Here is a 23,071-nt window from a genome sequence, read left to right as displayed (position 1 = left end):
CTACCCCTAAGCATAGATAAGGTTTTGATACACCACACTTAGTTTATATACGATCGTCTTCTGGATCATAACCTAAGTTTGGTGCTAGCCAACGCTCGGCATCGTCTTTTGACATACCTTTACGCGCTGCGTAATCATCCACTTGATCTGGGCCTATTTTACCCACCCCAAAGTAACTGCTCTCAGGATGAGCAAAATACCAACCACTGACCGCGGCGGTCGGTAGCATTGCGAAGCTTTCCGTAATTTCCATATCAATTTTATCTTTCACATCCAATAAGGACCAGATCTTGGCTTTCTCCGTGTGATCTGGGCACGCCGGGTAACCTGGCGCAGGACGCATCCCTTGATATTTTTCTTTGATTAACTCTTGATTGGTTAACGCCTCTTCAGCCGCATATCCCCAAAACTCTTTGCGCACTCTTTCGTGTAGGTATTCAGCCGTTGCTTCTGCAAGACGATCCGCCACCGCTTTAATCATAATCGAGTTATAGTCATCATGGTCCACTTCATAAGCAGCCACCAAAGGATCAATACCAAAGCCTGCCGCACATGCAAAGGCACCGATGTAATCTGCCACGCCACTGTCTTTTGGTGCTACGAAATCCGCTAAGCTATGATTGTACTTGCCAGGCGCGGTCAGTTCATTTTGAATGCGCAAGAAAGACAGACGCTCAATAACTTCGCTGCGACTCTCGTCCGCGTAAATCTCCACATCATCATGATTGACCTGATTAGCCGGAAATAACCCCACTACGGCACGAGCTTGCAAGCTCTTAGTGGCGATGACTTTTTCCAGCATTTCCAGGGCATCGTGATAAACACGTGTGGCTTCCACACCAACTACTTCATCCGTCAAGATGCGCGGGTAAGCGCCGGCTAATTCCCAGGTTTGGAAAAACGGCGTCCAATCAATGTAGTTTTTCACCACATCCAGATCAATATCTTGCTCGGTGAGCACTGTCACGCCCAAATTGCGCGGTGTCGTTACATTGCCCTCAAACACCAGTGGTGCTTTATTCTGTCGCGCCTTATCAAGCGACACTCGACGACCCGCCTTAGCTCTGTCTTTATAACGTAAACGGGTTTTCTCGTAGTCAATTTTAATATCATCTACAAATGCCTGACGGCGGTCGATGTCTTTACTTAGTAATGCACTCGCGACACCCACACTACGTGACGCATTGGTCACATGCACCACTTGATTGCGTTTGTAGTTTTGCTCAATTTTCACTGCGGTATGCGCTTTCGATGTGGTGGCACCACCTATCATGACAGGTAAATCAAACCCTTGACGCTCCATTTCTTTCGCCACATGGACCATTTCATCCAATGATGGCGTGATCAAACCTGACAAGCCAATCATGTCCGCCCCTTCTTCTTTCGCCGTGCGAAGAATTTTTTCAGCGGGCACCATGACACCAAGATCGATGACTTCAAAGTTATTACATTGCAGTACCACACCGACAATATTTTTACCTATGTCATGCACATCGCCTTTCACCGTAGCCATGACTATTTTGCCATTACTGGAGGACGCAGTGTCCATATTACGCGCTTTCTCTTCCTCAATATAAGGCATCAAATACGCCACCGCTTTTTTCATCACTCGGGCCGATTTAACCACTTGTGGCAAAAACATCTTACCAGAGCCAAACAAGTCCCCCACAATGCCCATGCCATCCATCAATGGCCCTTCGATCACTTCCAGCGGTCGAGCGAAGGCCAACCGAGCCTCTTCAGTGTCTTCGTCAATAAATTCCGTGATGCCTTTTACCAAGGCATGACTTAAGCGGTCGGCCACAGGCAAACTACGCCATTCTTGGGTTTCTTTTTCTGCCACTTCACCGGTGCCGGCAAATTCCCCAGCAATGGCCAACAAATTGTCCGTCGCATCAGGCGTGCGGTTTAGCACGGCGTCTTCTACCGCGTCACGCAGTTTTACAGGGATATCTTCATACAGAGCTAATTGCCCTGCATTGACAATCCCCATGGTCATACCTTGCTTAATTGCATGGTACAAAAACACAGCGTGAATCGCTTCACGCACCGGGTTATTACCACGAAACGAGAAAGACACATTCGACACACCGCCCGACACTTTCGCATAAGGTAATTCACGAGTAATGTCGCCAGTGGCTTCAATAAAGTCCAATGCGTATCGGTTGTGCTCTTCTATGCCAGTGGCAATGGCGAAAATATTCGGGTCAAAGATGATGTCTTCTGGCGGGAAGCCTACTTCATCCACCAAAATTTTGTAGGATCGACGACAAATTTCAATTTTACGCTGGCGAGTGTCCGCTTGGCCGGTTTCATCAAAGGCCATCACAATCACCGCAGCACCGTATTTCATTAATTTACGCGCTTGCTCTCGAAACTTGTCTTCGCCTTCCTTCATGCTGATGGAGTTAACAACCCCCTTGCCTTGGATCCATTTTAGACCCGCTTCAAGAATTTCCCACTTAGAGGAGTCCAACATGATTGGCACTCGAGAAATATCCGGTTCAGAGGCAATCAGCTTTAGAAAGCGCTCCATAGCTGCTTGCGAGTCCAACATGCCTTCATCCATGTTGATGTCGATAATTTGCGCACCGTTTTCTACCTGCTGACGAGCAACGTCAAGCGCTGTATCAAAATCCCCTTCCTTGATAAGGCGCTTAAACATCGCCGAACCTGTGACATTGGTTCGTTCGCCCACGTTTACAAATAGGCTGTCACCATCAATATTAAAAGGCTCTAACCCAGACAAGCGGCAGGCTTTTTCAATCTCAGGAATAACTCGCGGCTGACTGTTCTGAAATGCCTCAGCAAAGGCCTTAATATGCTCTGGCGCCGTACCACAACAACCACCGATGATGTTAAGAAAGCCAGAATCAACCCAACCTTTTATTTCTTCAAGCATCTCTTCTGGGGTTTCATCGTATTCACCAAAGGCATTCGGCAAGCCTGCATTGGGGTGCGCGGACACGTGGGTATCGGCGATTCTTGATAACTCATCTATGTATTGACGCAAATCCTTAGGCCCTAAAGCACAGTTTAAACCAACTGAAATCGGCTTAGCGTGGGAAATAGAGTTCCAAAATGCCTCTGTGGTTTGACCGGATAAAGTACGTCCTGACGCATCGGTAATAGTGCCCGAGATCATAATCGGGTAACGCACACCAGTTTGCTCAAAATAATCCAGTACGGCGTATATTGCCGCTTTCGCATTTAACGTATCAAAGATGGTTTCAATCAAGATAAGGTCAACACCCCCCTTAATAAGACCGTCTACTGCGACCGAATAAGCTTCAACCAATTCATCAAAATGAATATTACGAAACCCTGGGTCATTAACGTCAGGAGAAATAGTACAAGTACGGCTGGTCGGCCCCACTGCCCCTGCAACAAAGCGTGGTTTATTCGGGTTTTGCTGCGTAAACTCATCCGCTGCTTCGCGCGCCAGTCGCGCAGACGCAAAGTTCAACTCATAGCTCAATGCCTCCATGTGGTAGTCGAGCATGGAAATAGAGTTGGCATTAAAGGTGTTGGTTTCGATGATGTCGGCGCCCGCCGAGAGATACGCAGAATAAATATCTTTAATGATTTTAGGTTGCGTTAATGACAGTAAATCATTGTTTCCTTTCACATCGCTTTGCCACTCTTTAAAGCGCTCGCCACGATAATCCGCTTCTTCCAATTGATAAGATTGGATCATGGTTCCCATCGCACCATCAAGGATCAATACATTTTCTGCTAAACGCTGTTCAATAATGGAATACGATTTGGACTTTACCACTGTCATTACCTCAATATAAATATGCCAAGTCACTATACTGAAATAGCAGACAATGGAAGTTGAAAAATAGTAATGTGAAGTTGAATGATCTAAGGATGGCGTAAACCACCAAGCTTATGGTGGCTTGCCGAGGAGAAAAAGATTAGCTGTTTTTGTCTTTACGATTAATGCGTCCGACTAAGAAGCCGCCCAACAAACCTACCAATATGGCCATACCCCAATAGCCATATTTGTCCAACAAATCGTCGTTGGTTAACGCCAGAGTGTCGCTGTCACGGTAAACTTGACGCATAATTCTCTGTCCTTGGTAGTTCATTTGCTGAGAAATAAACAAATTCAGCCTTGCTTTAGGGCGTTCATTTAAGCCATTAACACGCCAACGCCACTGCAATTGTCCATTTTGCAGCACCGCCTCGGCTTCGCTTGCACTGACCATCTGAATGGCGCTGTCAGTCACCAGCTCAGCCACATAAGTCTGCCCAGCCACGGGGTTATCAACCTTTGCCGTTACTAAAATCTCAAAGTTATTATGCAATGACATTGTTTTGGGAATTTGCCATCTCACATCAGTTAAACCGGAATCGATTTGTGACTGCAGTGCATTCACTTCCGCTTGAAAAGGAATTAAATCATTTACCTGAGACTCTAAGGTTGCACGTTGATTTTCACTGTTTTTGGCGCGCGCCTCGATATCTGCCAATTGTTTTTGCAGCACCACTTGTTGGCTTTTGACGCGCGACAAAGCATCCGCCAAGGCAGATTGCTGTTGTTGACTGGCTAACAATGCTGAGCGACTTTTTGCTAGCTGGCGCTGGGTGGACATATTCATCTTCTGCAGTTTGGCCAAACTCACTTCTAATGCTTGAATTTTATTCTCATTGTCCGCACCGGCCTGCAACGCCGCTTGCTGCTTATTAATCTCATCTTGGTAATCAGCGATTAACGTTTTTTGCGCTTCGATTACACCACTTAATTTAATAATATCAGTGTGCAATTCCCCGGTATTCAAGCCATCTAAATAGCCTTGATCCACCTGACCGAAGGTGCCTTTTTGAAGACCGTCGATGGTGTCACGCTGGGCACGTACCTTTTTCCACAAAATTTGATTTTGTGACCTCGCCGCGGCGATCTGCTCTGCCAAACGCTTATTTTCTTGCTCAAGGAAGGATAAAGATTGTTGGTTAGTTTGATTTTCTTTCGCTAATAGCGCGTATTTATCTTGCCAATCATGCTGCTTTTTCAATAACGCTTGATAGGATTGATTAAGGGCATAATGTGCCGAATCTAAACTCTGAAAGCTGTTGTTCAATGCCAGAAAGCTAGCCTCTGATGGCGCCACTGAAAGATCAGAAAGCAGCTGACTGTCTAACTCATCTAAGGAGGCTTGCCATTTGCTTATTTGATGAACGAGATGGTCATTTGCTACCTTGAGCTCTGCATACTGAGACTCTAAAGTTTCTCGCAAGCGGCGCTCTTTGGTAAGCGCCAAGAGCGCTTCTGGATCAGACTCAGAAGCGGCTAATGTTGCGATACTGGCGTCTTTTTGATCAAGCTTTGTATGCAGCTCTAATAATTGCTGATTGTTACTCACCAAGGCTTTTTTAAGGGCGCTGATTTCTTCGCGCATCTGGCTCATTTGCTGGGTAATCGCTGCACGCTGTGCAGACACATTGGTCTGCGTATCAGTCATGGCCTCCCCTCCAATTACGCCTTGATCCTGGGATTGAGAAGTCGTTGTGGTAGTGCATGCTGACGCCATTAACCCTAAAGCAACAGGAATTAAAATAGTCATGCGCTTAGTCATTATCCGCTCCTTAATAAACCCAAGGTCAACAATAAGTTAGATCACTTATGCCAGATTTCAAGGCGGAATGCAAAAAAGCCGTAAAGTTAGTGTTTTTATTTTGTAGGCAAAGACCTTATTACGCCCAGTCACAACGCATGCCTGAGACAACAAAACAGTTAGCATAAAAAAACCCAAGCCATGGCTTGGGTTTTGAGAAAAACGAGGCTATCGCCTAAATGCTAAACAAGGCTTTTAGAGATCACCTCATAAACATCTTTCGATAACTCTTGCGCCATAATGCGCTCAAGCTCCGCTTTCATTTTCTCGCTTAATGCAGGCTTAAGCTTTTTCCATCTTGTCAGTGGCGTACACAAGCGCGATGCCAATTGTGGGTTGCGCTTATCTAACACTATGATCTGGTCTGCAAGGAAGCGATAACCGGAGCCGTCTGCGTTATGGAAACCTGCCACATTTTGGCCAAAGCCGCCCAGCACTGCGCGTACTTTATTTGGGTTTTTCAGGTCAAATGAAGGATGAGCCATTAACCCCTCAACCACAGCCAGAGCATCGTCAGCATCCTGAGAAGCACTCAACATTAACCATTTATTAACCACTAAGGGCTCATTTTTCCACTGCTGATAAAAAGCGTCTAACATGGTTGCGGCATCTGGGTGACCAGAATGCACCGCAATCGATAGCGCTGCAAACTGATCCGTCATGTTATCGGCACTGGCAAATTGCTGAGCCACTGCCGCCTCACCCTTCTTATCCGCGGTTTCAGACCAGTAAGACAATGCCATGTTTTTCAACGAGCGACGGGCAATATGCTGGGCACTGGCCTGATACTCAGAACGAATAATATTGTTCTGGTAGGTTTGCACAAATTGCTCGGTCAACGCATTGGCTATCTTTTCTTTTAAGAATTGACGCGCTTGCTTAATAGCCAGAGGGTCAATGGTGGTGGCAAGCTCAGACAAATACGCTTGACTTGGTAAAGCCAGAATTAATGCCACCATCGCAGGGTCCAAAGACTCATCCGCCAGTAAAGCAGTAAGGCCGGTGAGCAACTGAGAATCCATTACCAAAGGCTGACCCGCACTAGCCTGTTCGATCAGCTGAGTCAGCTCGTTAACCGCTAATTGCTGAGCCGCACTCCAACGATTAAAACCATCTGTGTCGGCTGACATTAATAGCAATAACTGGTCTGCTGTGTAGTTATAATGAAGTTTTACCGGTGCAGAAAAAGAGCGCAACAAGGATGGCACTGGCTGGCTAGGCACTTCTGTAAATTCAAAAGTTTGCTCTGCTTGCGTCAGCAACAAGGTCACATCATTCGCCACCTCACCTTGATACTGTGCCGCAATCTCTTGCCCTTGTGCTGTTAACAAACCAACTCGAATAGGAATATGAAGCGGCAGTTTTGTTGGTTGCCCAGGCGTTGCCGGTGTTTCTTGCTTGATGGTTAACTGATAGCGTTTTTCTTCCGGAAAATACTGGTCTTCCACGGTAACAATCGGTGTACCTGCCTGTGAATACCAACGCTTAAACAAGGTTAAGTCAATGCCAGAAGCGTCTTGCATGGCAGCAACAAAATCATCACAGGTAACCGCTTGGCCATCATGACGCTCAAAATACAGATCCGACCCTTTGCGGAACAACTCCTCACCTAATAAAGTGTGGATCATACGCACAATTTCAGAGCCTTTTTCATACACAGTAAGGGTATAAAAATTTGAAATCTCAATAAACGAAGAAGGACGCACTGGGTGCGCCATCGGGCCAGCATCCTCAGCAAACTGAGCTGTTTTCAAAAAGGACACGTCTTCTACACGCTTTACTGTGGCAGAATGCATGTCAGCGGAAAAAGACTGATCACGGAACACAGTAAAACCTTCTTTCAGACTGAGCTGAAACCAATCACGGCAAGTAACGCGGTTGCCTGACCAATTATGGAAATACTCGTGCGCCACAACCGCTTCAACACGCAAAAAAGCATCGTCTGTGGTGGTTTTAGGGCTGGCCAACAAACATGAAGAATTAAAGATATTTAACCCTTTGTTTTCCATGGCCCCCATATTGAAATCATCGACGGCGACAATCATAAAAATATCGAGATCGTATTCACGGCCGTATTTTTCTTCATCCCAACGCATTGAGCGCTTTAGCGCTTCCATTGCGTAATCCACTTTGTCGATATTATGGGACTCAGTAAAAATTTGCAGCTTCACATCACGACCACTTTGGGTGGTAAAAAGATCATTTTTTACCGCTAGGTTCCCTGCCACTAGGGCAAACAAGTAGGCAGGTTTAGGGAAAGGGTCATGCCAGACAACCAGGGTTTTGCCTTCCTCAGTTTTGCCGCGTTCAATTTCATTGCCGTTGGACAACATCACAGGATAACGCGCTTCATCAGCAATGATGGTCGTGGTAAACACAGACATCACATCTGGGCGATCTAGGTAATAGGTGATGTGGCGAAAACCTTCTGCCTCACACTGTGTGCAAAACATAGATGAAGAGCGGTATAAACCTTCTAGACGGGTGTTATTTTGCGGTTCAATCAAGGTTTCACAGGTTAATACAAAGCTGTCTGCTGTGGCCGTAATAATCAGCTTATCATCCACCAGCTGATATTCTTCTTCTGGCAACGCGTAACCGTCCATCGCCACACCAATCAACTTAACGTCTTCTCCGCCATCTAGAATAAGCGGCGCATTGGATTTTCCATCTAACGGGTTGCGACGCATATGCAACCTTGAGGTAACTATGGTGGTTGCTTCGTCTAGATCAAACGTCAATTCTGTCTTATCAATCAGAAAAGGAGGAACCTTATAATCTTTTAAATAAATTGCTGAGGGTTGGCTCTCTTTCATTTGTTCTCTCCTAAAATGTCAGTGATGCTTGGTAACCTGTGTATTTACGGATATTAATCACGCCGGTATCGAGTATCCAGTACTGGCCTTTTATTCCCATCAACACCCCTTCTATTTCAGGTGTTTTTTCGGCATTTAGACTGGTGACCTTCGTTGGGTATTCTAAAACGGGATAGATAAATTCGTGGGTTTCGTTTTCATCAGAAAGATCAACAATAGACAGTAGGCCAAACTCGTTTTGTAGGGCATCTAAGCCGTCATAAAGCAAGCCAATCAGCCTTTCTTGTTCATTTTCTAAATTGAGCTCCACGGCCGTGCCCTTTAGCATATTGCGCCAATTGGTTTTGTCCGCCACTTCATTTTTAAACAAGGTTTCGACTAACCCAGACATACGTCGGTTGACGACTCGAAACAAAGCTCGACCTTGCGTCGCGCCTTGATCTAGCCAGCGAGTTGGCAATTGATCACCACGGGTAATGCCCACTTTAAGGCCGGAGGAGTTAGCCAGATACACGTAGTGATCCTGTAGACAGTATTTTTCTGCCCATTCTGGCTCACGACAGGTACCCAGATGGTAATGGCATTTTTCTGGACTCATAATGCAGGAATCACACGCGGCCAACTTCTTAAAACAAGGAAAACAGAAACCTTGGCTGAATGATTTTTTTGTGACTCGACCGCAATGCGTGCAGTTAATGGCACCTTTAAAATGCAGGGCAACTTTTTTGCCGATCAATTCATTCATATTAATGCTGTCATCACCCAAGGTTAAGCTGTATTGAACCTGCCCTTGAGGCGCTGTAGCGGCCATTTTCTTAAGATTGCCTGACAACATTATTGATTTCCCTCAGGGCCATCATCCACCCATTTAATGCTGTCTACTTTGTCTTGATTGTCTTCTTCAAATTTTGCCTGTTTACTGCCTCGATCAATATAACCGACACGGCTTTCTTCTGGCTTGTTATTGAAGTCATAGGTGATGATCGCCTGTAGACATAATTCACTTTGCTCTTGCGTTAAACGCACACCATTGGGCCATTTCCCCAGTTCAACCGCTTGTTTCAGGCTGACATAAACTTCAGGAGACATGTTGTCGATCATTTCTTTAAAATTCATTGGATACTCTCATTAACCGCCGCTTTGCGAAGCTCAGTAACGGTTTACATTTTCTTAAAGGAAGTTACTCGGATGATGAACCAATACACGATACCTAGTACCAAGCCTGCGCCTAGGCCAATCGTATGGGCCGTGTTTGCGATCTGTCCTAAGCCGATCATTTCAGGCAACTGGGTATAGCCTATCGCCAACCAAACCATAAAAAATATCATCAGCGGTTTACTAACAATTGTCGGCCAACGCGGGATAATCACAGGCATTAACCATGCAAAACCAATGATGCCGTATACCACGCCAGACAGACCGCCAAATAACGGGTTGCCAGTAAATTGGAATTGCACAACATTACTGACAATGGCAATAATAGCGACCCCAAACGACCACACCAAAGAGCCCAGCATTTTCTCCAGTCTGCGACCCACATCCCACACCCATAAAGTGTTGAAAACAATATGCATAACACTGAAATGCAAAAACGCAGGCGATAATAAACGCCAATATTCACCACGACTAAGCACTTCTGACAAAGGGTAAAAACGGATCTGATTGCCCACAATATCAAAGGGGCTAATGGTAAAATAACGGAGAGTGGAGAGCTCTGAACCCAATTGAGTTATAAACGCCACCAATAATGCGGCCAGAATCACAATCGCTGTGGCGGGCGCCTCTCGTAACTGACGCCCCCACCCCATTGAACGAGACACCGGCTTAGCCGCTTGATTGCGCTCTACTTTGGTTAACGCTTCTGGGTTATCTTGCCAGATTTGTATAAGTTGTAATGTCGGTGCTTGGTGGGAAGGATCTGCCAGCCACAATTCTTTGTGTGTTTTGCCCATCACGATCTGATGGGATATTTTTAACCGCCATAATGTCTGGCTCAACAAGGCCGGATCATCATTTTCATCAAACTGGTAAACTAACAACATAATACTTTACACCGCGCCTGTTCACTGCATCACAACCCAATAACGGTGGGTTATGCTCGGTAGCCACTTTGCCATCCTAACTTGTCACGACATACATTATAGAAATCATGATTTTTAGGGTGTATTAAGCGAATATTACCGGCCTTTTTCGTAATATGGATCTCATCACCTGGGGCCGCTGTAATGTTAAGCTGACCATCACAGCTGACACTTGGGTAGGTTAGATTTGATTCACAAACGACAATACGAATTCGCGCATTGGCATCAATCACAATCGGACGGTTACTCAATGTATGCGGGTGCATTGGCACTAATACAAGTGCATCCAACTTAGGCAACATAATAGGGCCTCCTGCCGACAAGGCATAGGCAGTGGAGCCGGTTGGTGTCGCCACGATTAAACCATCGGATTTTTGGTTCATGACAAATTGATCATCAATAAATAGATCAAATCGAATCATTCGCGCCGACTTTCCTGGGTGCAACACCAGATCATTCAAGGCAATGCCTTCACCACTCGGACGGTTCTGACGCTTGATCTTAGCTTCGATCATAAAACGCTGCTCTTCATGATATTCACCACGAAAAATAGGCTCTAGCTCTTCTTGAAAAGAGTGAGGAGAGATGTCCGTTAAAAACCCCAAGGTACCACGGTTTATCCCAATCACAGGCACATCATAATGACTGATCGCTCTTGCTGCACCGAGAAAACTGCCATCACCACCAACAACCATGACCAAGTCACAATGATTACCGAGTTCTTTTAATGGCGACGAATCGACCTTGATACCGGGCAACATAGTGGCCAAGTCATTTTCTAATACGGGCTCCGAGCCTTTTTCCTGCAGGTATTCCATCAGTTTCTTTACGGTATCAAGAATCTGAGGTTTATCTAATCGAGCTATTATTCCAACACGCCTAAAAAGACTCATGTGTCATTCTCTTTCTGTCTGTCTATGTAATGGTAAGCAGCTTGAGAGACGATTTAAGATCGCTTTTATTATAAAAAACATTCAAGCAAGCGCCGCGCAACTTTAACATGAAGGCCTTACTTTTCGCTATCCGGTGGGCTCGCTATATATGGATTCAACGTATCACGATACCCTCTCCAACCTTGCAGACCACCAGTATGAATGAATAAGGTACGTCGATGGGGCCATTCCCCCGCATGGATTTTTTTCACCACATGGAACACTGTTTTGCAGCCATATACTGGGTCAAGCGGCAGCTCTGGATTGGCGCTGGCAAAAAACCTCATAAACGCCTCTAAAGCTTGACTCTGCTTGGCGTAGCCGCCCTCATGGGCGTCACTATGAAAGGTCATTTTGTGCCTTAACGAGGCAGAATCTAAGACTGGATCAGACACAAGTGATGCCAAAGACAAGATGTCTTCTGCTTGTGCCTCAGCCCCTTTTAAAGCACTCACCACATGAAGATGCGGTGTTTTATCCGCTGCCAGCAAACCCGCCGCCGTGGTTCCTGTACCTGAAGAGACCAGCCAAGCATCACATTCATGATCTAAATAGTCTATATCGGCCGCCCAGTCGCGGCAGCCCTTAGCCCCTAAAATACCACCGCCCCCCTCGGGCAACCAATAAACGCCTTGATAAAGCGCATTAATATACGCAACCAGCTCAGAACGCTGCGCTAATCGGTAGTCTTTTCGAGTGCAAGGCCAAAGCTCTATTCCTGCATCCGCCACATCTCTTAACGTGGCGGTTAATCTTGGCTGCAGCTCACCTCGAACCACAGCGATGCCTGGCAGTGAAGTATTTGCCAAAGTATTAGCAAAAGCATGAAGGTGATTAGAATAAGGTCCTCCAAACGTTGCCAAGTAGTGTGCTTTAGCCTGTTTAGCCGCATGCAAATGATATTTTAATTTATGCCACTTATTACCAGGGGCATGGGGATGCTCAAGATCACCACGATACACAAAGAGCGCACAGTCATGGTCTGCATTCTGCCACGCTGTGGGAATATTAACTGCTTGAATAATTGACAAAAATAGACCTCACATAAAGACTAAAGGGCATAATATCATAAGCAACACAAAGTAGAATAAAGTCCCTAGGCTCAGCCATAAAAGGCGTCCACAAGGATCAATTATCTTGCTAAGAAAAGATCAATAACGCCTCACTTTCCGGTACACTCTCTGCTGCGGGCCATTGCTGTTGCAAGTAACGGTAATTCGCCCTAAATAATGCAACCTATTACTGTCAACTCAACGCAAACAAGGATAGCTTGCAGGTCGCTGGCACAGCCTAATAACAGCAAGTTAGACGATTTTTAGACCGGTAAGGCTGCGGACGACTCAACAAAGGAACAAGATGAACCATTTAAACCTACTGCACGACAGCGCAGATGAATACGGCCCAATAAGAGTATTCGATGACGGCAAATTTCGTATTCTTTCATTTGCCGATGGTGACGAACAAAGCCGCATACAGCTGTCCACACCTCATGTATTGCAGCATGAATATACGCAAGCAATGACTCTGTCCTTGTTGTTCAGCCAACCTAAGCGTATTGGCATTTTAGGCTTAGGTGGTGGCACCCTACTCAACGCCCTTTATCATGCTATCCCGAGCGTGCAAATCACCGCCGTGGAGCTGCGCCAGGAAGTAATTGATGCCGCGCAGATGTATTTTAAATTACCTAATGGCAAGCGCATTCAAATAGAAAATGACGACGCGCAAAACTACCTAGTTTCTGGCTTCGCCAAGAAAGTCGATATTCTAATGACTGACCTGTACAACACAGAAGGCATGGAGCGTGGCGTTTTGCAAACCAGCTTTCTTGAAAATTGCGCTAAAAACATCAAAGAAAATGGTTTGCTGGTTCTTAACTGCTGGATGGACCATAAAAATGACTTGGAATTGGTGGCAAACTTAAAGCGTATTTTTGTCGACGTGAGAGCAATCGATACTGGCAGTGGCAACTGGGTTGTTTTGGCCGGTAAACAGAAAAACGAATTAAACGGTAAAGAGCTGAAAGCCAGCGCACAAAAAATCAGTGCTCAGTTGGGTTTTCCACTTTCACGCTGGTTATCTAAAATGTATTCCCTTTAATACGCCAACCATTAATGTGAAAAAGCTTACCTTAACGGTAAGCTTTTTCGGTATGGCTTTAGCCACTCATTCGCACTAAAACCTAAAGTGTTAAGCCGACAAAACACTGTCTACTAAAGCTTTGGCTTCTTCTTCTAGCTTGTCCAGATGGGCCTCAGAAACAAAGCTCTCAAGGTAAATCTTGTAAACATTTTCTGTGCCAGATGGTCGTGCAGCAAACCAGCCATTTTGTGTCGCCACTTTTAAACCGCCAATGGCAGCATTATTACCTGGTGCATGAGTTAGCACATCGGTAATCTTCTCGCCAGCCAATTCCGTCTGGGTGACATTATTCACATCCAGCGCGGCTAAAATGGCTTTTTGTTCTAAGGTTGCAGGCACATCAATACGCTTATATAAAGGAGTGCCGTATTTTTCCGTCATGGCTTCATAATGCTTTTGTGGGTCTTTGCCAGTAACCGCTAGAATTTCTGCCGCCAACAAGGCCATGATAAAACCGTCTTTATCAGTACTCCACACCGAGCCATCTTTACGTAAGAAAGAAGCCCCTGCGCTTTCTTCACCGCCAAATGCCATAGTGCCGTTATAAAGACCTTCCACATACCATTTAAAGCCAACTGGCACTTCACATAAAGTACGACCTAAACCTGCAACCACACGGTCGATCATGCCACTGGACACCAGTGTTTTCCCCCACTGCGCCGTTTGCGGCCAATTAGGACGATGGGACGCTAAATACTCTATTGCAACCGCCAAAAAGGCATTCGGGTTCATTAAACCATAGCCTGCACAGACAATCCCATGACGATCGTAGTCTGGGTCATTACCCACTGCAATATCAAAATCATCCTTCAATTTCAGGAGGTTTTGCATTGAATAAGGAGAAGAACAGTCCATGCGAATACGCCCATCTTTATCTAGTGGCATAAAACGAAAAGTAGGGTCCACATCTTGATTAACTAGGGTGATATTCAGGCCGTATTTTTCTGCCATAGGTTGCCAAAAGTGAATGCCAGAGCCTCCCATTGGATCAACCCCAATATTGATGCCCGCTTTGGCAATTGCCTGCATATCCACCACACTGTCTAAATCATCAATGTAATGGCTAAGATAATCAAAAGATTCCACAAGACCACTGGCTGCCACAGCTTGCTGATCAAAATACACGACTTCAGATAAGCCTTGGGACAATAGTTCGTTGGCTCGTTGCGCCACCCAATCCGTAATCTCTTTATCCGCAGGACCACCTTGCAAAGAATTGTATTTAATACCACCGTCTTCAGGTGGGTTATGAGAAGGCGTAATGACAATACCATCACTTAGATCCGTCTTATCGGCGCTGGCATTGTGTGTCAATATCGCATGGGAAATCACTGGGGTTGGTGTAAAGCCACCAGACTCTTGCACTCGCACTCGCACGCCATTCGCAGTTAGCACACCAAGCGCCGTTTGATACGCAGCTTCAGACAAGGCGTGAGTGTCTTTCCCTAGGTATAAAGGACCATTAATGTGTTGCGCTTTACGGTACTCGGCAAGCGCTTGGCAAATAGCCAAAATATGCTGCTCATTAAAGCTGGTTTTTAACGCACTGCCACGATGCCCAGAGGTACCAAAGCTCACTTTCTGAGTCGCTTCTGTTACGTCGGGTTTGTTGAGGAAATACGCAGTCATTAATTCAGGAATGTTTACTAAAGACTGGTGAGACGCAAGCTGTCCAGCTTGGGGATGAATTGCCATATGAAAAGCCTCATTGAGCAGTAAAAAAAGGATGGTTTAAGTCTCCCTTATATTCACAAGCGTTTCAACGAGTTATCAGGACTTGTTGAAGAATTGATAAGATTTAATAGAGATAGAATCTACCAATAAAGCCTCTCGATAAAACTACACCTCAATGTCAATTAATAACACATTATGATTGTTAAGCTGCACCGACAATGTTTTACAGGGCAGGTTTGTCTCGATATCCAAATATTCTTGTGACAAAACCATCTTCTCACCAGCCAAAAGCTGATAAAAATACGAACGCCACGACCAATTATAACCTTGGTAAGTGTCGTCTTTATGCCACTCCTCACCGGCTTTTGGTCGGGCATAATTAGCAGTGAATTGCTCTCCAGAAGAATACGCAGCGTAGAAACGCACAACGCCATCTACAGTCAATAACTGGCGAGCAATAAATTCTACATCCAAGCTCTTGTCGAGACCATGGTGGGAATCGATCAAAGCCACCGCCTGTTGCAGACCTTGAGAGCGGCTGCGCGCCTGTTGTGCTTTCGCCTTTTGCATTTCAAAAAAGCGCTGCCTTAGATCCGCCACTTGCGTACGAAAGGCGTTACAGTCGACGAAGTTTTCAGTAGCTTGAGAAAACAAATAACCTTGCATATGTCGAGCACCACAACGCAACCCAAAGAAGAACTCTTCTTCTGTTTCAACCCCTTCACAAACGATGACGGCTCCGGTGTTTGCACATAAGCGAACCAGTGATTCGACTACGGATTCAGCCACACCACCTTGAGCCCCTTGCTGAAACAGCCGCATGTCTAATTTGATAATGTCAGGTTCTAGGGCAATCACCCGGTCAAACTGAGAAAAACCCGCACCAAAATCATCGATAGCGACACGCGCCCCCGCTTCTCTATACTGTTCTACAGCGCTGCATAAGTTTTCTAATTCGCCATTCAATTCTGTCAGCTCAATCACAATGCGACTCGGGTCAACACCATGCTGACGCAACATATCCAGAGTCGGTAATGGCTCGGACGCCCTTGCGTTTATCCACTGAGGAGAAATATTCAATGTTAATCGGGTTTGCTCAGGCAAGCTATGAGCCTGTTTGATCGCTTTATCTCGAACAACACGGTCGATACGCCTTTTTTCTGTGACGCCAAGACGCTCATCACTGAATAAATAGCCAGCTGAGATAGCTTCTCCGGTTGTTTTTATGTAGCGAGCCAGTGCTTCATAGCCAGTCACCTTACCACTTGATACCTCAATAATTGGCTGAAAATAAGGTACTAAATTTACCTCTTCCTTCTGCAGCCATTTAGCGTGACTGAGCATTGCATCTAACACACTTCTCTCCTACCTAAATGCCCGCTCCCTGGGTAGTCGTTATTGTTAAATTACCGGATCACTTGTTAAGCACGCCTAAAGAAAGCATTATCAGCCCCAAATTCACCAGTGAAAATCTCCACTAAACCATAGGGCTGTTAATCGAAAAAATAAAATAGACACGGCCACCTCCACCCTGTACAAACTCACTAGGAGGGGCTATAAAGATCCACAAAGCACTACACAAATAAACACAAAAGTGATTATATTGAGCTAATCTACAATATAAAACAACCACTTAGAAGAGTGCTTCATATATGAGCAATCACAGTGCGTTAATTTTATCAGGCGGCGGCGCTCGTGCAGCCTACCAAGTCGGGGTGCTTTCAGCGCTAGGCAAGATGGTCGCCAAAGGCAGTCCTCTCCCCTTCCCTATTCTTTGCGGCACTTCTGCTGGCGCACTCAATGCAACCATGCTTGCAACCCATGCCGACAACTTCACCAAGGCGGTTTCAACACTGGCTTTTGTCTGGCGCCATCTCACACCGGATCAAGTATACAAAATGGGGCGCTGGCCAATTGCCAGCTCAGTAACAAAAACCTTGATGGCTCTTTTTCATCTGCATAATCGCCACAACCCCATTGCCCTTATGGACAATACCCCACTAAAACAACTTCTGGAAAGCTTTATTGAGTTTTCAAGCATAAATAAAGCGCTTAACGCAGGCCATTTAAGCGCCCTTGCCGTAACTGCAATGAGCTATAGCACAGGGGAATCGACGACCTTTTTTGAAGCACAAGAGCACCTAAAGGGTTGGCAAGGGAATAGGCGCAAAGGCATAGTCGATAAGATTAGCGTTGATCATTTATTGGCTTCTAGTGCCATTCCAACTATTTTCCCCGCCCACAAAGTAGCGACACATTATTACGGTGATGGCGCTATTCGCCAGAAGTCCGCCATTTACCCTGCTCTGCAACTGGGAGCAAAAAAGCTCTTTATCATAGGTGTGAGTGGTAACCGAAGCCCTAAAAAATGGCCTAGTAAAGACACTGAGGCAGCATCTAGCGCACCAAGCATGGCACAAATTCTGGGACAACTGCTTAATAGTGCCTTCATCGATAATCTAGAAGATGATATTCGCCAGCTAGAAATTATGAATAACCTCATTCGCGATCTGCCAGAAGAAAAAAGACAACATCATGCTCTGCCTACAGAAACCCTGATCATCTCCCCCTCCGAAGAGCTGAACGCCATTTCTGAGCACTACATACATACCCTACCAAAAAACATTCGCATCCTGCTGAAGGCCACTGGTGGCTCCATTTCACAAAATGCCAGCTCCGCGGCCAGTTATTTATTGTTTACTCCAGAATATTGCCGAGCGCTGATTGAGCTTGGCTACAAAGATGCCATGTGGGAAAAAGATCGAATCCAGGCATTTTTACAAGATGACTGCGAATAAACAAAACAACAGACTAAAAAAGCGAATCCGGTTAGTAAACGCAAAAATTGCAGGGAAGGCCAGAAACAAAAAAACCGCTATAAAGCGGTTTTTGTTCAATTCTTAATATGGGTCATTTAACTGAATGAATGACCCACTCTCTTGATTAAAGAGTAAGACGACGCAGATCACTCAACGCAGAATTTAAGAAGGTCATAAAGCGACCAGCATCACCACCATTAACCGCTCTGTGGTCATAAGACAGACATAGAGGCAACATAGTACGAGGCTCGAATTCTTTACCGTTCCAACGCGGTTCAACATCCGCTTTAGAAACACCAAGAATACCCACTTCAGGACAGTTCACGATAGGCGTGAATCCTGTACCACCAATGGCACCAAGACTAGAGATAGTGAAACAACCACCTTGCATATCTGCAGGTTTAAGCTGTTTATCCAAGGCTTTCTTGATTAGAACACTGGCCTCTTTAGCGATTTCGACAATCGATTTCTTGTCTGCATCACGTAACACAGGAACAACAAGTCCTGCTGGAGAATCCACTGCAATACCAATGTGAACGTATTTCTTCTGCACATAACTTTCGCCATCTGCCATCAAAGAAACGTTAAACGTTGGATTAGCAACCATAGCTTGAGCAACCGCTTTGATCAGGAATGGAAGTGGTGTCAATTTCACACCTTGTTTTTCCATTTCGCCTTTCAAGCCTTTACGGAAAGATTCTAGATCCGTAATGTCTGCTTTATCAAACTGTGTTACTTGAGGAACAACCAAAGCATTACGCACCATATTTTGGGCGGTTAGCTTTTGGATTTTACTCATTTTAACAAGCTCGACCTCACCAAACTTACTAAAGTCTTGATCAGGAACGGTCGGTAGACCAGCACCTGGTGCAACATTAGAAGCCGCTGGGGCAGATACCGCTTTTTGAACCGCCGCTTTAACATAAGCGTGTAAGTCTTCTTTCGTAATACGACCACGAGGGCCAGTAGCACGAACAAGAGACAATTCAACACCCAATTCGCGAGCTAGCATACGTACTGCAGGACCTGCATGTACATTTTTAGATGGCGTCGCTAATACTGCAGCTTGATCAACACTCGCTGGTGCTGGAGCCGCCGCTTTTGGTGCCGCTGCTGGTTGAGCAGTTTCTTGCTTAGGCGCCGCTGCTGGAGCTGGTGCAGAAGTGGCTTCAAATTCTAATTCAAGAATCGCATCCCCTTCAGAAACCTTATCCCCTTCTTTAACCGCTATGGATTTCACCACACCTGTTTTAGGAGAAGGAATTTCCATAGAGGCTTTATCCGTTTCCAAGACGATAATAGAATCGCCTTCGTTAACCGAATCGCCTACGGCAACCGCTACTTCAATGATGTCTACGCCTTCTGCACCACCAATATCTGGAACAGTGACTGCTTCAACGCCACCAGCAATGGTTTCTTGAGCTGCTTCAACAACAGGCTGCGCCGCACTTGATTCTGCAGCAGGTGCCGCTGCAACTGGCTCTGCCGCCGCTGCTGTCTCAGTCGCCATAACCAAGATATCTGAACCTTCTGATACCGTGTCACCGACACTTAGAAGGATTTTGCTGACTTTACCTGCAAATGGCGCAGGAATGTCCATCGACGCTTTATCCGTTTCTAGCACGATTAAAGAATCGCCCTCTGCAACGGTATCGCCTTCTGCAACACAGATTTCAATCACTTCGACGTCTGTTGCACCACCAATATCTGGCACAGTGACATTTTCTTCACTGCTAGATGTTGCTGCTGGCGCTTGTGGCGCAGCCTGTGGCGCTGGCTCAGATTTCGCTTCTGGAGCCGCTACATCTTCTTTCGCTGGCGCGGCTTCAGCACCTTCCACTTCAAGAACCAAAACCTCAGAACCTTCTGAAACTTGATCACCTTCTTGAACAGAAATGCTGACAACTTTACCCGCAATTGGAGAAGGAACGTCCATCGACGCTTTGTCCGTCTCCAATACAATAATAGATTGGTCAACTTCGATGATGTCACCAACTTTTACGCTGATTTCAATAACATCAACATCAGCTGCACCACCAATATCCGGTACTCGAATGATTTCAGTACTCACGGAAATCTCCTTTGTCATATAGACGCATCAAACTGATTAACTAACCAGACTTGAGTCACACTCAAGCCTGGTACCGAGCTTGTTTATAATTAGCAAATAACTGGGTTTGGTTTTTCTGGATCAAGACCAAATTTAGCAATTGCTTCGCTAACTACAGATGCATCAATTACACCGTCTTTCGCCAATGCGCTCAAAGCAGATACAACGACCCAATAGCGGTTGATTTCGAAGAAATGACGCAATTTAGCGCGCGTATCACTTCGACCAAATCCATCAGTACCTAGTACGTTATAGGTGCCTTTCATAAACGGACGAATTTGATCAGCAAACAATTTAACATGGTCTGTAGAGGCAATTACAGGACCTTTATCTGCTAAGCAAGTTTCTACGTATGACTGACGTGGCTCGCTTTCTGGGTGAAGCATATTCCAACGACTTGCATCCAAACCTTCACGGCGCAATTCGTTAAAAGAAGTCACACTCCAGATATCAGAGTTAACACCATAATCATTAAAGAGAATTTCTGCAGCCGCTTCAACTTCACGAAGAATCACACCAGAACCAAGCAGTTGCACTTGCTTCTTATTGGTTTTTTTCTCATGAGTTTTTAGCTTGTACATACCTTTCAGAATGCCTTCTTCAACACCTTCTGGCATATCTTCATGGGCATAGTTTTCATTCATTACGGTTAGGTAATAGAAAACACTCTCTTTCTCTTTGTACATACGACGCAAGCCATCTTGAACAATAACAGCAACTTCGTACGAGTACGTTGGATCATAAGAGATACAGTTAGGAATCAAACCAGCTTGAATATGAGAATGACCATCTTCATGCTGCAAGCCTTCACCGTTTAGCGTAGTACGACCCGCTGTAGCACCAATCAAGAAACCACGTGCTTGTGAATCACCTGCTGCCCACGCCAAGTCACCAACACGTTGGAAACCAAACATCGAGTAGTAAATGTACACAGGAATCATAGGTAGATTGCTGTTACTGTAAGACGTCGCTAACGCCAACCATGCAGAGAATGCGCCTGGCTCGTTAATCCCTTCTTGAAGGATTTGACCTTGTGCAGACTCTTTGTAGTACATAACCTGAGTATGGTCATGTGGTGTGTAACGCTGACCTTCAGAAGAGTAAATACCCAACTGACGGAACATGCCTTCCATACCAAAAGTACGCGCTTCATCGGCAACGATCGGTACCACACGCTCACCAATGGCTTTGTCTTTCACCATCACATTCAAAGCACGAACAAACGCCATAGTCGTAGAAATTTCACGACCTTTAGTACCAGCAATTTGAGACTTGAAAGCTTCTAAAGAAGGAACTTCAAGCGCTTCGCACTCACGACGGCGAACAGGGAAATCCCCATGCAGCTCTTTACGACGAGCACGCAAGTATTTCATTTCAGGGCTGTCTTCCGCTGGGCGGTAGTAAGGCAGATCCTTCAATTCTTCGTCGCTGATCGGAATACCAAACTTATCACGGAACTGAGCCAAAGACTCTTCGTCCAGTTTCTTAGTTTGGTGCGCTGTGTTTTGTGCTTCGGCTGCTTTAAACATGCCGTAGCCTTTTACTGTTTGCGCCAAGACAACTGTTGGTTGACCTTTATGAGAAGTCGCTTCAGCGTAGGCTGCGTAAACTTTATAAGGGTCATGTCCACCACGGTTAAGGTTCATAATGTCATCGTCTGACATGTCCTTAACCATTTCTAGCAATTCTGGGTACTTGCCGAAGAAATGTTCACGTGTGTATGCACCACCATTGGCTTTGTAGTTCTGAAGTTCACCATCGCAAACCTCGTCCATACGTTTCGCCAATAAGCCTTTGTCGTCTTTTTCAAACAGAGCATCCCAATGGCGGCCCCATAGACATTTAACAACATTCCAGCCAGCGCCACGGAACACGCCTTCCAATTCTTGAACAACTTTGCCATTACCACGAACAGGACCATCAAGGCGCTGTAAGTTACAGTTAATAACGAAAATCAAGTTGTCTAGTTTTTCACGACCGGCCAATGCAATAGCACCCAAAGATTCTGGCTCATCACACTCACCATCACCTAAGAACGCCCATACTTTACGGTCGCCTTGATCAATCAAGCCACGGCTATGTTGGTATTTCATAACGTGCGCTTGGTAAATCGCTTGCAGTGGTCCTAACCCCATAGATACGGTCGGGAACTGCCAATAATCCGGCATTAGCCAAGGATGTGGGTAAGAAGAAAGTCCTTTCCCATCTACTTCTCGGCGGAAGTTATCAAGTTGCTCCTCAGTCAAACGCCCTTCGATGTAAGATCGAGCGTAGATACCAGGAGAAATATGACCTTGGAAGAAAACCATGTCAGCTTCTTGTTTACCGTCTGAACCACGGAAAAAGTGGTTGAAACCGATATCATAAAGCGTTGCGGCAGAAGAGAAACTGGTAATGTGACCACCAAGAGTGGAATCTACACGGTTTGCTTTCATTACCATTGCCAGTGCATTCCAACGGATTATGGAACGAATGCGACGCTCCATAAACAAATCTCCCGGTAACGGCTTCTCATTTTGAGGAGCGATAGTGTTACGGTAAGACGTTGTAATGGAGGCTGGCATTGCTGTGCCTGCTTTCGCAGCCTCTTTTGTCAAACGATCCAAAATGTATCGTGCGCGATCAGGACCTTCTTCTCGAAGGACAGACTCGATTGCATCAACCCACTCTTTTGTTTCGATCGGATCGATATCTTCGAGGATATGCTGCTCCGTCATAGTGTTAATAACCCCCGCTATTAGGACAGATCTCAAACCTACCAAGGACTTTAATGGTTTACCTTGGAGGCGACTTAAACGAACCAGCGGCATTTATATTAATAACACTATAAAAACCAGCCGAAATAAGAAAAAGCGATACCAGATCTTTCGTTTACCGGT

General features: G+C 45.6%; 14 protein-coding genes. 2 read left to right on the top strand and 12 right to left on the bottom strand.

Annotated elements, in window-relative coordinates; all coding sequences use genetic code 11:
- Nucleotides 1–43 precede the first annotated feature (43 nt).
- From metH to DFP81_RS03050, 8 genes are all read right to left on the bottom strand, one after another.
- On the bottom strand, nt 44–3,784 hold the full coding sequence (gene metH / locus DFP81_RS03085; RefSeq protein ID WP_181903030.1) for a methionine synthase: 3,741 nt from the start codon (nt 3,782–3,784) through the stop codon (nt 44–46).
- 136 nt (nt 3,785–3,920) lie between these two features.
- The gene (locus DFP81_RS03080) at nt 3,921–5,582 is read right to left on the bottom strand and encodes a coiled-coil domain-containing protein (protein ID WP_115896313.1); all 1,662 of its coding nucleotides are present in this window, start codon (nt 5,580–5,582) and stop codon (nt 3,921–3,923) included.
- Nucleotides 5,583–5,803: 221 nt separating this feature from the next.
- Nucleotides 5,804–8,437: an aminopeptidase N gene (gene pepN / locus DFP81_RS03075; RefSeq protein WP_115896312.1), complete on the bottom strand. Its 2,634-nt coding sequence runs from the start codon at nt 8,435–8,437 to the stop codon at nt 5,804–5,806.
- A gap of 10 nt (nt 8,438–8,447) precedes the next feature.
- Entirely contained in the window at nt 8,448–9,272 is an 825-nt protein-coding gene (locus DFP81_RS03070) for a DUF2797 domain-containing protein (RefSeq protein WP_115896311.1), read from the bottom strand.
- Nucleotides 9,272–9,553 carry a YeaC family protein gene (locus DFP81_RS03065; protein WP_115896310.1) on the bottom strand — a complete coding sequence of 94 codons (282 nt, stop codon included), beginning with the start codon at nt 9,551–9,553 and terminating at the stop codon, nt 9,272–9,274. Before DFP81_RS03065 ends, DFP81_RS03070 begins: the two co-directional genes overlap by 1 nt.
- A gap of 44 nt (nt 9,554–9,597) precedes the next feature.
- Nucleotides 9,598–10,479, bottom strand: coding sequence for a rhomboid family intramembrane serine protease (locus DFP81_RS03060; protein ID WP_115896309.1), 882 nt, complete (start codon nt 10,477–10,479; stop codon nt 9,598–9,600).
- Between the two features lie 50 nt (nt 10,480–10,529).
- Nucleotides 10,530–11,411 (bottom strand): NAD(+) kinase, encoded by an 882-nt coding sequence (locus DFP81_RS03055; protein WP_115896308.1) that lies wholly within the window; start codon nt 11,409–11,411, stop codon nt 10,530–10,532.
- Nucleotides 11,412–11,527: 116 nt separating this feature from the next.
- Entirely contained in the window at nt 11,528–12,481 is a 954-nt protein-coding gene (locus DFP81_RS03050; RefSeq protein WP_115896307.1) for a 1-aminocyclopropane-1-carboxylate deaminase/D-cysteine desulfhydrase, read from the bottom strand.
- A 325-nt stretch (nt 12,482–12,806) separates the two neighbouring features.
- Between DFP81_RS03050 and DFP81_RS03045 the strand changes: the two genes are divergently transcribed.
- A complete protein-coding gene (locus DFP81_RS03045) occupies nt 12,807–13,547 on the top strand; it encodes a spermidine synthase (protein ID WP_115896306.1) in 741 nt (246 codons plus the stop codon).
- 90 nt (nt 13,548–13,637) lie between these two features.
- Here DFP81_RS03045 and pgm read toward each other — a convergent pair whose 3' ends face one another.
- Together pgm and DFP81_RS03035 are read right to left on the bottom strand one after the other, a co-directional pair.
- Nucleotides 13,638–15,284 carry a phosphoglucomutase (alpha-D-glucose-1,6-bisphosphate-dependent) gene (gene pgm / locus DFP81_RS03040; protein WP_115896305.1) on the bottom strand — a complete coding sequence of 549 codons (1,647 nt, stop codon included), beginning with the start codon at nt 15,282–15,284 and terminating at the stop codon, nt 13,638–13,640.
- Nucleotides 15,285–15,428: 144 nt separating this feature from the next.
- Nucleotides 15,429–16,619, bottom strand: coding sequence for an EAL domain-containing protein (locus tag DFP81_RS03035; RefSeq protein ID WP_115896304.1), 1,191 nt, complete (start codon nt 16,617–16,619; stop codon nt 15,429–15,431).
- A 296-nt stretch (nt 16,620–16,915) separates the two neighbouring features.
- On the opposite strand from DFP81_RS03035, the gene DFP81_RS03030 reads away from it, so the two are divergent.
- Complete coding sequence (locus DFP81_RS03030; RefSeq protein WP_115896303.1) at nt 16,916–18,061, top strand: patatin-like phospholipase family protein; 1,146 nt, start codon at nt 16,916–16,918, stop codon at nt 18,059–18,061.
- A 145-nt stretch (nt 18,062–18,206) separates the two neighbouring features.
- Here DFP81_RS03030 and aceF read toward each other — a convergent pair whose 3' ends face one another.
- Both aceF and aceE read right to left on the bottom strand, forming a co-directional pair.
- Nucleotides 18,207–20,153, bottom strand: coding sequence for a pyruvate dehydrogenase complex dihydrolipoyllysine-residue acetyltransferase (gene aceF / locus DFP81_RS03025; RefSeq protein ID WP_115896302.1), 1,947 nt, complete (start codon nt 20,151–20,153; stop codon nt 18,207–18,209).
- A gap of 89 nt (nt 20,154–20,242) precedes the next feature.
- Entirely contained in the window at nt 20,243–22,909 is a 2,667-nt protein-coding gene (gene aceE, locus DFP81_RS03020; RefSeq protein WP_115896672.1) for a pyruvate dehydrogenase (acetyl-transferring), homodimeric type, read from the bottom strand.
- Nucleotides 22,910–23,071: the final 162 nt, after the last annotated feature.

The sequence above is a fragment of the Marinomonas pollencensis genome (assembly GCF_003387375.1).
GTDB classification, from domain to species: domain Bacteria; phylum Pseudomonadota; class Gammaproteobacteria; order Pseudomonadales; family Marinomonadaceae; genus Marinomonas; species Marinomonas pollencensis.
This window is presented reverse-complemented; position numbering and strand designations above follow the sequence as displayed.